16 protein-coding genes are annotated in these 14,406 nt (G+C 32.3%); 2 read left to right on the forward strand and 14 right to left on the reverse strand.

Annotated features, from left to right (window positions below):
- Positions 1-31 precede the first annotated feature (31 nt).
- Positions 32-622, forward strand: coding sequence for a TaqI-like C-terminal specificity domain-containing protein (locus tag F6U93_RS09960; RefSeq protein ID WP_262713937.1), 591 nt, complete (start codon positions 32-34; stop codon positions 620-622).
- A 187-nt stretch (positions 623-809) separates the two neighbouring features.
- On the opposite strand, the gene F6U93_RS09965 is transcribed toward F6U93_RS09960, so the two are convergent.
- From F6U93_RS09965 to mnmE, 8 genes are all read right to left on the reverse strand, one after another.
- Positions 810-2,006 (reverse strand): primase-helicase family protein, encoded by a 1,197-nt coding sequence (locus F6U93_RS09965; RefSeq protein WP_150939360.1) that lies wholly within the window; start codon positions 2,004-2,006, stop codon positions 810-812.
- A gap of 2 nt (positions 2,007-2,008) precedes the next feature.
- Positions 2,009-2,323, reverse strand: coding sequence for a hypothetical protein (locus tag F6U93_RS09970; RefSeq protein WP_150939362.1), 315 nt, complete (start codon positions 2,321-2,323; stop codon positions 2,009-2,011).
- Between the two features lie 2 nt (positions 2,324-2,325).
- Positions 2,326-2,730 (reverse strand): hypothetical protein, encoded by a 405-nt coding sequence (locus F6U93_RS09975; RefSeq protein ID WP_150939364.1) that lies wholly within the window; start codon positions 2,728-2,730, stop codon positions 2,326-2,328.
- A 29-nt stretch (positions 2,731-2,759) separates the two neighbouring features.
- On the reverse strand, positions 2,760-3,113 hold the full coding sequence (locus F6U93_RS09980) for a helix-turn-helix domain-containing protein (protein ID WP_225312656.1): 354 nt from the start codon (positions 3,111-3,113) through the stop codon (positions 2,760-2,762).
- Between the two features lie 142 nt (positions 3,114-3,255).
- Positions 3,256-4,206, reverse strand: coding sequence for a hypothetical protein (locus F6U93_RS09985; protein WP_150939368.1), 951 nt, complete (start codon positions 4,204-4,206; stop codon positions 3,256-3,258).
- Entirely contained in the window at positions 4,193-5,335 is a 1,143-nt protein-coding gene (locus F6U93_RS09990) for a tyrosine-type recombinase/integrase (protein WP_150939369.1), read from the reverse strand. Before F6U93_RS09990 ends, F6U93_RS09985 begins: the two co-directional genes overlap by 14 nt.
- Before the next feature lie 2 nt (positions 5,336-5,337).
- Positions 5,338-5,706 carry a helix-turn-helix domain-containing protein gene (locus F6U93_RS09995; protein ID WP_150939371.1) on the reverse strand — a complete coding sequence of 123 codons (369 nt, stop codon included), beginning with the start codon at positions 5,704-5,706 and terminating at the stop codon, positions 5,338-5,340.
- 243 nt (positions 5,707-5,949) lie between these two features.
- A complete protein-coding gene (gene mnmE / locus F6U93_RS10000) occupies positions 5,950-7,353 on the reverse strand; it encodes a tRNA uridine-5-carboxymethylaminomethyl(34) synthesis GTPase MnmE (RefSeq protein ID WP_150939373.1) in 1,404 nt (467 codons plus the stop codon).
- Between the two features lie 252 nt (positions 7,354-7,605).
- On the opposite strand from mnmE, the gene F6U93_RS10005 reads away from it, so the two are divergent.
- Complete coding sequence (locus F6U93_RS10005) at positions 7,606-8,010, forward strand: hypothetical protein (protein ID WP_150939375.1); 405 nt, start codon at positions 7,606-7,608, stop codon at positions 8,008-8,010.
- 7 nt (positions 8,011-8,017) lie between these two features.
- Here F6U93_RS10005 and F6U93_RS10010 read toward each other — a convergent pair whose 3' ends face one another.
- The 6 genes from F6U93_RS10010 to F6U93_RS10035 all read right to left on the reverse strand — a co-directional run bounded on the left by F6U93_RS10010 (position 8,018) and on the right by F6U93_RS10035 (position 14,319).
- Positions 8,018-8,848 carry a CvfB family protein gene (locus F6U93_RS10010; RefSeq protein WP_150939377.1) on the reverse strand — a complete coding sequence of 277 codons (831 nt, stop codon included), beginning with the start codon at positions 8,846-8,848 and terminating at the stop codon, positions 8,018-8,020.
- A gap of 167 nt (positions 8,849-9,015) precedes the next feature.
- Positions 9,016-10,812, reverse strand: coding sequence for a 2-succinyl-5-enolpyruvyl-6-hydroxy-3-cyclohexene-1-carboxylic-acid synthase (gene menD, locus F6U93_RS10015; RefSeq protein ID WP_150939379.1), 1,797 nt, complete (start codon positions 10,810-10,812; stop codon positions 9,016-9,018).
- Positions 10,813-10,858: 46 nt separating this feature from the next.
- Entirely contained in the window at positions 10,859-11,974 is a 1,116-nt protein-coding gene (locus tag F6U93_RS10020) for a chorismate-binding protein (RefSeq protein WP_150939381.1), read from the reverse strand.
- Positions 11,975-11,980: 6 nt separating this feature from the next.
- On the reverse strand, positions 11,981-12,406 hold the full coding sequence (locus tag F6U93_RS10025) for a PaaI family thioesterase (protein ID WP_150939383.1): 426 nt from the start codon (positions 12,404-12,406) through the stop codon (positions 11,981-11,983).
- Positions 12,407-12,570: 164 nt separating this feature from the next.
- Positions 12,571-13,242, reverse strand: coding sequence for a hypothetical protein (locus F6U93_RS10030; protein ID WP_150939385.1), 672 nt, complete (start codon positions 13,240-13,242; stop codon positions 12,571-12,573).
- Between the two features lie 129 nt (positions 13,243-13,371).
- Positions 13,372-14,319, reverse strand: coding sequence for an NAD(P)H-dependent flavin oxidoreductase (locus tag F6U93_RS10035; protein ID WP_150939387.1), 948 nt, complete (start codon positions 14,317-14,319; stop codon positions 13,372-13,374).
- Positions 14,320-14,406: the final 87 nt, after the last annotated feature.

Raw genomic sequence — 14,406 nt, forward strand, 5'->3', positions numbered from 1 at the left:
GATAAGGGAACAATTTATTATTGATCGTAGTTTGTATATTGCTCGAATTGATGACGATACTCAATCTAATTTTATTATAGAATACATAATTAGTATTTTAAATTCTAAATTAATGTCATTTTATTTTCGCTATTCCAATAATGAGTTCGATACTTTGTTTCCAAAAATAAGAGTTGCAGAATTTAAAAAACTTCCTATTAAAATAGTCGAATTAGACCTTCAACAACTAGCAAAAACTAAAGTTGATGATTTATTATTAGCAAAATCAGATGTTATTATTGTTTTTGAGAAATTTAAAAGGTATTTCGTAAAGAGTTTTTCCTTATTTAAAGTTTCACGCAAACTACAAAACTGGCACGAGTTAGGATTTGGAGAGTTCATAAAAGAGCTAAACAGAGCCGTGAAATCTAATAACAAATTACGTGTTAAAGAAGGTTTAGAGGAAGTTCCTACCCTTACCAAAAAAGATGAATTTGAGTGGTTAGACCTTTTTGAAGACAACAAAGAAAAAGCACAAGATTTACAAAACCAAATTAACCAAACCGATAAAGAAATTAATGCTATGGTTTATGAACTATACGGCTTAAACGAAGATGAAATTACTATTGTTGAAAACAGCTAAACTTTATTTTTTATGTTGCTTGTTGCTAAATTTGAAAAAAGTCAAGTAAATAAAGCGCTAAGACTGTAAACAATAGAGAAACATTACATCAACATTTGCCAAATTGTAATTGTTGCTCTAAAGTTGAGTTAATGTTGTTACCCCAAATACTAGCTAGCATAGTAATTAAGGCAATAACAGCAACAAATCAACTTAAATTTTTAAACAGATCTTTGCTAAAGGTATAATGACGACCTTTAAACATATTTGCTTCCACAATTGGCTTATTTTGTATTGAATAAGACATATGATATTTCAAATAAGTACTGTTTTTAGGCTCTAGTTGATACTTAGTCTTTAAAAGTTCAGATATTTTATGAGAACTGGTTCTAATATTATTTTCAGAAAGTTTACCCACCAAATCGCCAACAGAGTACCTTAATACATCGGTATCAAACTTAATAAACTCGTCAGATAATATTTGCTCTAATTCTTTGTTTAAGAAGGTTTTATTCCCATTCATTAACACTTCAAGTGCATAAGTATGAATCTGTTCTTTTGTAAACCACATTCTTGTTTTTCTTGGGCTTTCAATACTTCTTTTATTTATAAAATAGATAAACTGAGGTAGCTCTTCCTTTAGGGTATCCAATAAGTTAGGGTTGTCTTTTGAAAGATCAAAAGGAATAATTTTTCGCACCCAGTAGCGTATTTCAGAATTATCTATATACACGAAATTTTCTTCATTATTAGAGCATAGAATAAATTTGCCAAAAAAGCTGCCTTCAATTTTGTCTTTCCCTTTGGCTTCACTTTTATAGGTTTTTGCCGTAGATAAGTTTTTTAGTCGTTCGCTATCTTCCTTTTTGTCTAATAATACTTCATCAACAGCAATAATCAATTTAGATGCCCAGTCTGAATTAAATCGGCTTCTAAAGTCTTCATTATTATTAATAGTCATATTATTTTGAAAAATGAGCTTCATCCAATTCAAAAAAGTTGTTTTTCCTGTATTACGCTCATTACTAACAAGACATAAAATTGGCAATACTTGCGAAGGATAACGCCATAAAACACTTAAATAATCGATACCCAATTCATACTGTTCACCGAAAATATGTTTTAAAAATTTTGTCGTAACTGGGAACTCACCTTCAATAAATTTATGCTCTAATTTTTCATATCGATTATAAAACCCATCAATAACCATTTTGTAGTTAGTATGCGATGGAATTAGACAAAAACCATCATATTTATCAATTCTTTTTATGAATTCCTTTCCATAATCGGTCATTAATTCATTTTTAGACCAAGGGATTATTAAATTTATACTGTCTTCACTAAGTAGTGGTTTTGTTACGTTTTTGTAATAGGTAGTACCTATTCGTAAATATTTATCTTCCATATCTATACATTTACTTTTATTAGACCTAACTTACTCGTATCAATATTTTGAAATTTTGAAACAAATAAAATTTTAACAGTTACACCTTGTATGGACTTGTCTGCTTTACAAAGTTCTATTATAGCTTTTTCAATATCATAAAGCGGTAATCTCGGTTTGCATCGATAGATCTCAATAATAACTTTAACCTTTGCTATTAAATTATCTATAATTTTACTACTTAATAGATCGTTTGCTTTTATTGACAGTAGGTCTTTATAGAGGTTCTCTAAGCTACTTACTCCCTCTGGTTGATTTATTTCCAAGTTATTGTACATAGCTATTTTTTATAAATTAAAATTTGCTTAACCGCATCAAAATAGGCTCTTGATCCATCACTTCTTACGGGCAAATTCTTGATTAGAACACTTTGTCTTATTCCATAGCCTAAGAGTTTTTGAATATCTCCTTTGGTGGCTGGCTTATTTTCTTCTTTAGTGAAGATATTTGTAACAAGGTTTGTTGCCAAGGTTCCAACCGCAGCATTACCTATTCCTGACAAACTCATATTTTCTACGGTTCGAGAATCAGCGTTTTTAGGAGCTTCGGGTAAATTTTGTCTTAATGCTTTTCTTTTTTTAAAAGCACCTACCCTGCAACTGCTACTACAATATTTCTGTTTGTGTCTTCTTTTTGGGATGTAGCTACCACCGCAATACTTACAACTATATGTGTATTTATCCATTTTTCATTAATTTAACGTTAGACTTACGGCTATTGAAATGGATTTTGAGCTAAATACTCATTCGCTTTGTCGTGAAGTGAAGTTTTTGTCTCACGTTTACCACTTTTAATCCAATCTAGTATTTCAGATTTTAGGAAGTAAAGTTTTCCTTTCTTGTGGTAAGGAATTGCATTTTTATGAACAAGCCCATAAATAGACCCTTTGGTCATATTTATAAATTGGGCAAGTTCATCAATAGTAAAATATACATCTTCACTATTGTTCAGGAAAAAACCTGATTCTTTTTTTAAGTTTTTTGTAATTTCTTCAGCCAGTACTTTAATTCCTTCTGCTGAAAGTTCATACTTTAAAATCATATATTTTGTTTTAATATTTTGATTCAAAAGTAATGGCAAGAGTTTAGTATTTTTTAGCTAGGGATATGCTAGGGATATACTAGGTATTTTTCAATCCCCTAAAAAACAATAAGTTAAAAGTATTTTAACATGAAAAACATCCTAAATTATCAATAAATATTTTTAAAATTTATTTCTTATTATTAAAATAACTCCCAAAACCAAATTGCAATTCATCCGCAATAGATTTCAAACCATTGTTTTCGAGTTTAACTTTTAAGCTTGTTATTTTATCTTTAGCTTCTGTTTCTTTAAATACTGAATATCCTTTATGCACTTGCTTATAGAGATAACTCTTATGAGCCTCCTTATTAAATATTTCAAACTTATCAGTAGATCCTATTATTAATACTAGTTTGATTAATTCAGTTGAAACAATTTCCTTCAAGTTTAACCTGTTCTTTAATAAGTGTAATAGTATTGCTCTTTCCTTTATATTAAATTCATTTTTAATACGGTCTTTAGTATTAACAACATCAAATGGAGCTTTATTCTTGTTAGATACAGAGTTTTCATCTGAATCCTGTTCAATAACATTTAGTATTGCTCCCCCATTTTGAGTACTTTCAGGATATCTAATTTTTAGCATATCCTTAAACTCTTCTGAACTTTGATAGCCTATTCTATCAAAGTTTTTAGCATAAAAATATTCTAATTTGCCTGTGGCATATATAAATTCATAATATTGAATGTAATTTCTAAAATGATTTTCAGTTAGATCAATTGATTGCTGCTCTGCCAGTTTTTTAATAAAAAGCTCGTAATCTAAGTTTTGCTGCTTTATAAATTCATTTTTTATTTGATTACTCAAGACAAAAGATATTATTTCATCAAAAGCTAAGTCATTGTCGATTAATGAATAGCGTTTTTCAAATATTTCATAACAACTATATAAACCTGTTTTTTTAAATTCTTCAATGATTTTAGTTTGACTTTCATTTAATCCTTTAAGAACATTCTTAAACTCAGTATCAAAATTACTTTTATTTGACTTGGCTAATTTTAGTGCTTCTAAAGTATTATTTTTTATAGCCTCCCATGTGTAATTATATTGTTCTTTATATATTTTAAGATAATCCATCTAAATCTAAATTAATTCTGTTAGCTGCTTCAATTTTATTTTTATCCATAACCTTAGTGTAAATCTGAGTAGTAGATAAGTTTTTATGTCCTAGTAATTTTGATACCGTGTAAATGTCTGTACCATTAGCCAGTTGCAAAGTAGCGTAACTATGACGAAAGTTATGGAATGATATTTTTTTACGAATTCCTGACCGTATAATCCATTCTTTTAATGGTCTTGTTATTTGAGTATATTTTATGTTAGTGAAAACTTGTCCTCTAGTAGTACCTTGTATTTTTAAAAGGGTATAAGCCGTATCAGATATTGGATGATTATTAATGTTACCAGTTTTTTGTTCTGTTAGCTTTATGTAATATCCTTGGTGCTTATCTTTATAGACAGACTCCCATTTTAAACTTATAATATCAGAAAAACGAAACCCTGTTAAGGCAGCAAAAAATGTTAAGTGCTTAATTTTTTCTATTTTAACTTCTGTTTTCCACAGTAAGTCCAATTCCTCTTCTGTTAGGTATTCTCTATGTGTTTGCTCTTCCTTTATATATACAGCTTCATCTGCTAAATTGGTTGGTATTAAACTTCTTTTGTATGCTTGCTTTAATACTGAAATAAAATGTTTATAATAAGTAGAAGCTGTATTAATGGCTAGTTTTTGTGTATTCTTAACTCTAAGATTATTTACCGTTAATAAATACTCACGATATTTCTTAACATGATTATCATTTAACTGATGGGTTTTGATTTCTCCACCAATGAAGTCCTTAAAATAATTAAATGAAGATTTCCATGCTAAATAGTTTGAGTAACTACCCCTATTTCGTCTTTCTAACACAACGCTGTCATAAAAGGCATTAAAACTAACGTTTAGATTAATGTTTTCTTTAAATCCAAACTCCTTATCCCTCCATTGTACCAAACGTTTAGCTCTGACGATTTCCGCAAACTCAATAGTTTTTTTATTATGTGTCCTTTCTGCTTCATCTTTAGGCTTTGCATAAATCTGCAATTTTAAAAACTCACGTCTTGTAGGCTTACCTGTTTTGGGGCTTATAATGGGAGAAGAATAATCAAGATAAAGACTCAATTTATCATTCGCTAATTTCTTTTTTCGCACCGTTATATTCGCCATAATTAACTGTATTTAACTTTAATCAGTAATTTTTCTATATCAGACTTTCTTATGCGTATTAATCTTTCGGAAAGGTTTGAGGCTTCGAGTTTTCCCAGTTCGATTAATCTGTAAACAGACCGCTTTGAAATACTTAACAATGTTGCAGCTTCTTTTACTGTTAAATAATCCTTTGCTTGAATCATTTCTAAGGGTTGAAGCTTGATCTTTAAAGTTTGTGTATTCGATTTTTTAATCTTACTCTTTCGGGTTCTTTTCTTATAAGCAACATTCGCACATTTAAGCCCACAAAAACGAGTAACAGTTGTCTTAGCAATAAAGGTTTTATTGCAATTTTCACATATTCTTTCAATTCTAATATTAGAACTCATTTGCTTTTAATAAAACACCCTAATTAAGTATCATTTAGATGTAATAAGATACATTAAGTGTAATTAGGTGCCATAATTTATCCAAAAATTCAAATGTAATATTAAAAATAGAAACGAGGTACAAAATAGGTACAAAAAATATTGAAAAATACTATAAACAACTAAATTCAAAAAGACTTAAAAAACTTTAAGTATCTGATTATGTTTAACTTGGTAAAATATAGTTTAGTATTTTTTAGTGTATTATTTGCCAATACAGAAATTAGCAAATATATTCCCAAGCAACTCATCATTAGTGACTTGACCAGTTATTTCACCGAAGTGATAAAGTGCTTGACGAATGTCAATAGCCATTAAATCTGAAGATAAATTCATATCAATCCCATCTTGTACTTTTTGAATTTCTTCAAAGGCTTTAAGTAGCGAATCGTAGTGTCTCATGTTGGTTACAATAGTTTCGTTATTTCTTAGCGCTCCTGTATTTACAAAACCAATTAAGGCGTTTTTAAGCGCTTCTACTCCCCTATTTTCTTTAGCTGCTAAAAGGATGTATTTTGAGTTTTCAATAGCACCCAAAAACGTTTCTAGTTGTTTTTCTTCTTCCGCCGATAGTTTATCTATTTTATTCGGAACAATAAGTAAAGGCTTTAAAGGATATTTGTTTTTTATTTTTTCGATTTCTATTTGAAATTGCTCTGCATTATCTACAAACTGTGTGGCATCAAAGAGGTATAAAACCACTTGCGATTGCTCAATCTTTTCAAAGGTTTTTTTGATACCAATGCCTTCAACCACATCTTTGGTTTCACGGATTCCCGCGGTATCAATGAATCGGAAACCAATACCTTGAATTACTAATTCGTCTTCAATGGTATCTCTTGTGGTTCCGGCAATATCACTCACAATGGCGCGGTCTTCGTTTAAAAGGGCATTAAGCAAAGTGGATTTCCCCACATTGGGCTCGCCAACAATAGCTACTGGAATACCGTTTTTAATCACGTTTCCAACAGCAAACGAATCGATTAATCGTTTTAAAACAAAGGTGATTCTTGAAATAAGTTCTTTAAATTGGGTACGATCTGCAAATTCGACATCTTCCTCAGCGAAATCTAACTCTAACTCTATAAGCGATGCAAAATTTAAGAGTTCCTCACGAAGTTTGGCGATTTCCGAAGAAAAACCACCACGCATCTGTTGCATGGCTATTTGGTGACTCGCTTCGTTATCACTTGAAATTAAATCGGCTACAGCTTCCGCCTGACTTAAATCTAACTTACCGTTTAAAAAAGCACGTAAGGTAAACTCACCTGCGGTTGCCATTCTACAACCATTTCTTAAAAATAATTGTATAATTTCCTGCTGAATATAACTTGAACCATGGCACGAAATTTCTACAACATGCTCACCGGTATATGAATTCGGATTTTTAAAAACAGAAACTAAAACTTCATCAATAGTACGTTGATCTTCTACAATATGACCTAAATGAATCGTATGCGTGGGCTGTTTAGCCAATTGCTTCCCTGAAACCGATTTAAATTGAGCTTCGGCTAAAGTTATAGCATCCTTTCCCGATAAACGAATTACGGCAATGGCACCCGCGCCAGATGGTGTTGCAAGAGCAACAATAGTATCTTGATTAATCATTCGGCAAAAATAATTATAATTAACTAAGTAATGAAATATGAAACTTTATTGTTTATAGAACTAAATGAACTAAGCATGTCATTTTTTTCAAAACTGATAAATTTTAAAGAATTCGTATAATCATTAATAAAATTATTTCATATATATTAGTATTAATAAAAAACCTACCTTAAAATTAGCAATTACCTACAAATGATAAAATTGCTAAAAAAAAGTCAACTATAATTTAATCGCACTTAATTCAATTCATATATGCCTAAAAGTGAAACCTCTATATTAAAAATTTCTAAACATCAAGAAACTACAGATTTAGGTCTCCTTTATTTTTTTGATAACTATGTTATTGCTGAATTTAATGAAGGGGTTAAAGTTAATTTTATAAGTTTTGAACCATGCCACAGACTTATAAAAAAGGCCTTTGGAGAACAAGACTTCGGATTTATAAGTAACAGAGTGAACTCCTACTCTATTGATATTACAGAAGCGTACCTATTTAACAAAGCATTTCCAAATGCTAAGACATACGCTACGGTTACTTATAACCTTAGTTCAAAGAAAGTTACTGAAATAGAAAATCATTTTTTCAAGTTTAACAAGCAAGATTTTAACTCCTTAGCAGAAGCTATAACTTGGGTACGTCAAACTTTAGAAAAATAATTACCGCTTATACCAAATAAATACCATCTGGTTTTATTTCAATCTGGCGTTCTTTATAAAGTGCGCCTATAGCTTTTTTAAAGTTCTTCTTACTCATTTGAAGCTGCTCTTTTATAGCTTCAGGACTTGACTTATCAGTAAGATTCATATAACCCGAATTGTCTTGTAGCTCGTGTAAAATACGCTCGGCATTAGGCTCTATATTACGGTAGCCTATTTGCCCTAAAGAAATATCTAATTTATTTCCTGGGCGTACTTTTTTAACGATACCTGTTAGTTTATCACCAACACTAATGTCTTTAAAAATCTGGTCTTTATAAATTAACCCAGAATGTATTTTATTTACAATAACATTCATACCAATATCTGAAGGATGCGATACTATTAAATCAACCTCATCAAACTGTTGCACGGTTAAATTGGTATTATCTAAAAAGCGATTGGTTTTACTTGAAGCAACCAATCTCTCCGTTTTTTCATCTAAATAACAATGTACCAAATACCAGCCACCAGCTTTCATATTAAAGGCCTGCTCCTTAAACGGGCAGAACAATTCCTTAACCAAGCCCCAGTCTAAAAAAGCCCCATAATCGGTAACTTGATTACAGCGTAACATAGCAAAATCGCCACGTTTAATATAAGGCATATCGGTAGTCGCTACAGGACGTTCTTCATTATCTAGATAAACAAAAACATCTAATTTGTCCCAAATTTTAAAACTGTCTGGCACATAGCGACTAGGAAGCAACACTTGGTTGTCTTCGTTATCAATTAAATAGATACCGTGTTCAGATTCACGAAGTATTTCTAGCGTATTTACTTGTCCTAATGTTATCATGCGGCAAAGGTAGTGATATTGATAAAGAAAATTTTATTGAAAATAAAAAAAAGAGACTGCTTGAAAAGTAATCTTTTCAGGCAATCTCTTTGTGTTTATACTAAATATTAGAAGTTATGATGCTCAGCAAGGCTCAGCATCATAAAACCAATTTACTACTCCTCTTCCTAGTCGTCTGATGCTGTATTTTTATTAGGTGTTTCTTTTAAATTTTCAAAATACCCAAGAAGGACTTCATCGTTGATTTTCTTTGGTGTAAAAATCTCTAAAACCTTTGGTTGTGTACTTTCAGTAAAGAAACCTGGTAATGCCGCGTTTAATTTATCTTCATCTGAAACCGCTTCATAGCCTAAACCATACATTTTACATAAATGCTCTGCTGTATGCCTATGATTTGTTTCAAAATAGGTGTCAAAATTTTCGGTGTTTTTATGTCCTGGTAAGATTCTAAAAATACCACCACCCTCGTTATTTACAATAATAATTCTGAAGTTAATAGGGATATGATTATTCCACAGGGCATTACTATCATACAAGAAACTTAAATCTCCGGTTAGTAAAACCGTAGGCTTATCCACTCTAGCCACTGCACAACCTAATGCTGTAGAAGTACAACCATCAATACCACTAGTACCACGATTACAGTACACTTCTAAAGTTTTATTCACTTTAAAAAGTTGCGTATAACGAATGGCTGAACTGTTACCCACTTGTAAAATACTATCATCTGGAATCGCTTTTAATACCTTACTAAAGACTTTTAAATCTGAATAAGGTGCATTTACGATATACTCCTTATGTTTCTTTAAACGTTTTCCTTTAACTTCTAACCAATGTGTTTTGTAGTGACTTTTAACAAAGTGCAATATTTTAGGTAAAAAAGACTCAAAAAAGTGGTTAGGCGTAGTTTCAATATGATTATCTAAGCAGAAAAACGTATCGTTAGCCTGTTTACGGTCAATATGCCAATGGTGTTTTGGCTGATAGTTTCTTAAAAATTGTTTTACCTTTTTAGAAACAATTAAGCCACCGAAAGTCACTAAAATATCTGGTCGCAGTTCTTCCTTCTCTTCATCAGTTAATGAATCAATAAGCTGATCAATACTCGGAAAAAAACCTTTGTGGTGTATATTTGAAGTTGACTCTGTTAAAACAATAATACTGTCATCTTCAGCAATTTCATCCAACCATTTTTTCTCGATTTTGTTAGGCATATTGGTTCCTACTAAAATCATTTTTTTAGGAGAAGTATCCCACTCTTCTAAACAAGACTGTAAAACATAATCTTCAATATCGTGCTTCTTAGCAACTACTTCTACGGTCTTAGGAGAAACACTTAATTTATCAACAACCTCATAAAGTGGTTCGTCAAACGGAATATTAATATGTACAGGACCTTTTTTCATAAGCGCCATATTGATGGCCATATTTATTTCTTCCTCGTTATTGGTTTGAATATTTTTCTGTAAACCTAATAAACGTTCAAAACGGTCTTCCACTTTAACCATTACGGGAACACTTTCATTGGAGTGAATGTGTTTTTCATCCTTTAAATCTAATTTTAAATCGGTTGAAAATAAAGAATGATTATCAAAGACATTCGCCTGGGTAATGGTTTGCCCATCACCAATATTGATTAAGTTTTTAGGACGATCGGCAGAAAGTACCACCAACGGAATATTACTATAGAAAGCTTCTGAAACTGCAGGATAATAGTTCAACAATGCACTACCCGATGTACAAACAACAGCTGTAGGTTCTTGTAATTGCTGTGCGATACCTAAGGCAAAAAAGCCTGCGCAACGTTCATCAACAATACTATAACATTTAAAAAATGGGTCGTTGGTAAACCCTATAGTTAAGGGCGCGTTTCGGCTACCCGGAGAAATTACAATATGTTTTACACCTTTTGATTTACAAAGCTCCACAACAGTTTGTGCAAGAGCGGTTTTTGGATAAGTCATTTTTCAGATAATCTTAGTTATATCTCAAAAATAATAAAACCAATAATTAAATAACACTTTTAATGACTAAAGATTTTGAAACGGTTTCCAACCACTCTTTTTCGGCATCCGAACTTTGGGTAATTCCGCCCCCAACATACAATATCGCTTCATTGTTTTTAAGCTGCATACAACGTAAATTCACATACAATTGCGTGCTATTTCTGGTTAAAGCATAGGCTCTATTTTCAATATTTCGTCTTCCCGAACGGGGCGCTACCGTTTTTTCTATATTTAATTCGCCTAAAAATCCGGTATAATATTCACGCTTATAATTTTCATTTTCTAAAATGAAGGTTTTAGCGCTTTCCTTTGGGAGTCCGCAAACCGCTGGTGTTGGATGAATGGCATGAACTATCGTCTTTAAAGATACCGCGGCTTTTAACTGTGCCGAAATCATGGTTTTTAGATGCAGAAGATTTCCAGTTTTAACAGTTTCAACACTTGAAGCTTTAATACTTTCTGCTAAAGGCTCTAATTGATTCAAAATAAAATCGGTAACAAACTGCTGTTCTTGGAGCTCTTTTTCCTGCCAAGTCACTGCCGTATCACCATTATAATTCTGTGTACCAGCCAAAGCCATGATAGAAAAACGATTGCCTTCTATTTTTATTAAAGTCTCTGGCGTAGCCCCTAACCATAAGCCTACTTTTGGGTGAAACCAACAATACACGTAAGCCGATTTATAGGTATTCAAGAGGTTTTTCAGAATCTTAATAGGATTCGTTTCCGTCATACCTACAGATTCCTTCCTTGACAAAACGACTTTCTTAAACGTATGGTTTTTAATAGCTTCAACCCCTTTATGTACTAAGTTTATATGAAAGGCTTTCGCCGAAGGGTCTTCTGAAGGTTCAATTTTAGAAGATTCTATTTCAGTTGAGGGCTCAAAGTCCGTAGAAATCGCTTCTGAAACTTCCGAAGGCATTAAAATGGTATCTTCCGTACTATCAAACGGTGCAAAGACATAACCTTTCTCAGAATAATTTTCAGAAAATAACAAATCTGCATTATTTTGAAGCAGCCCTTTCAACTCTAAACTATTAGGTTTTCTATAAGCTACAAAGGGTAAATTGTTTTCGTACTGTGTTATAATACGTTCGAAAAAAGCTCCTGAAGTCATGTAAATCTATTTCGATTTTGGGAGTGCAATAGTAGTCAATTTACACAACGAAATCAAATTATCGTGGTCGTCTGTCACACGAATTTCTAAAAGCTGGGTGGTTCTTCCTTTATGCAGGTAAACCGCCTTGGCGTATACATGACCATCTCTAACACTTTTTAAGTGGTTTGCCGAAACCTCAATACCTCTTACAAACACATCTTTGTTATGCATAAGTAATTGCACTGCAAAACTTCCCATAGTTTCGGCTAAGGCTGCAGTTGCACCACCGTGTAACACACCATCGGGCTGATATACTTTGGAAGTCACCGGCATTTTCCCAAGAATAAAATCGTCGCCATAATCTATGATTTCAATATCCAAGGTTTCCATTAATGTATTTTTACATACGGCATTTGCCTTTGCTAAAACGTCTTCTTTAGATAGTTCCATTGAAAATATGTTTTATAAAATTTTAATACTTCAATTAAATGAATGAAGCTATTTCGAAAGAAAATCTTTGATCATTCTGAACTCCGGCAGGCAGGAGTTCAGAATGACATGATTAAACTCTTTTGAAACAGCTTCAAATAACTGTATACTATTATACTAGTATTTTACTTTGTAAACTGCTCCAAAACTTTTTGAGCATAAGGTTTAGCAACTCCTGAAGCTGAATCAGGGTCTGTGATTTCAGTATTCACCACCGCGACCAATTGCTTTGTGTGTTCTCTTTTTAAGTCGTAAACAACAGTTTCTAACTTATAAATATCAGATTCATAAGTACGCTGAGAGCTTGGAATATAGTTACCTCCCATACCGTAAGGCGAGTAAAAAGAACCATAATAACCGCCAAAACCAGCATATCCTCCATAAAACCCTGGGTAATAACCACCGGCTACATAACCTCCAGATTGTTCAGTATTTATTTCCGTTTTTACATCTTTTAAAACCGTTAAAGCTACAGCTCCAAAACCTTCAGCTTTAAACTTTTCAATATGCTCATTCACTTCTTCTTCACTCATTTTTTTATTAACCTTAATATCTGGGAAGGCTACATAGCTTGGTGCTGCATCAACACCTTCACTTTTAAGAGCACTCACTATTTCTTGCTCAAATAACTGTCTAGAAGCTAAATCATCCATTCTAGCGATGACTAAAATTTTGTCCCCTTTAACCTGATTAATATCAGGAGCTTTCCATGTATCTGTAACTTTAATAGAAGGACCACAACTGTGTAAGACTATTGCTAAGATAGCCACGCATAATAATGTTAATTTGTTTTTCATTGTTTGATTTTTAATATAGGAATATGTTTTTATCCTTTTAGGGGATTTAAATTCGTTTCAAATATAAACATTAAGTATAGCTACTGGAGCAAACTTTATGAAGTTTTAACGAAATAAATAAAGTCTTTTTCAGTGCACTAACCGCTCAATAATGGCTTTTACAGGTAAGATTTTATTGGTGAATTCAATACTAGGCCCAGCTACCCAAACCGTTTTATAAGTCGCTTTGGTTGCTGCATTTTTTGTTGCGTTCATTCCTATGGAAAAGCGAATCATTTTCACCCATTTTTTCAAAGCTTTATTTTTGTTTAAAACCGATTCTAGCCAAGTTTGTTTGGTGCCTATCTTTTGAACATAAGGTGTATTTATTACGGTACAAGGTGTGCCTGAAATCCGCTGAGTCATCACAATATCATCAGCGCCGTATTCTACACAGGCTTGTTTATATTCTGAAGTCACTCCTGATTCTTCTGAAGCTATAAAAAGGCTTCCCACCGAAACACCGCTAGCGCCATAATTCAAAATGTTATCTATATCAGCCTTACATCCAACACCTCCTGCCGAAATAATAGGAAGCTTACAATGGGCTCGTAATTCTTCTATTAAAGCTTTCGGACTCTTATCACCACGATGGCCGCCAGCTTGATTGTTTACCGCAATGATGCCATCGGCCCCTAGAGCCTCTACTTTTTGAGCATATTTTAAATCGACCACATCACAAAATACTTTTATTCCAGCTTGATGGGCTGCTTTTATGGTTTCTTCTGGACTTCCTAATGAAGTAATTATAAAATCACAACCGGCTTCACAAATGACGTCTAGCTGTCCTTTAAGTTTTACATTAGATTTATTGACTATCAAATTAAACCCAAAAGCACCATGTTTAGGCTTGGCAGTTTTCAATTTATGAATGGCATCTTTTAGCTCGTCTAAGGTTCTATAGTTTAAAGCAGGAATACAACCAGCAATACCACTTTCCATCGCCGCTTTAACCATTGCTACATTAGATACTAAAAACATAGGGGCTTGAATAATAGAGTGCTTGATATCTAAAAGTTCAGTAAGTCGTTTAGCCATGTGGTTTTTTATCAAATATACTAAAATATGATGCGCGCATAACAAATACAGGTTTTATACACTTAATGATATTAATCATTTTATAAT

This window comes from Pseudotamlana haliotis (assembly GCF_008806375.1).
GTDB classification, from domain to species: Bacteria; Bacteroidota; Bacteroidia; order Flavobacteriales; family Flavobacteriaceae; genus Pseudotamlana; species Pseudotamlana haliotis.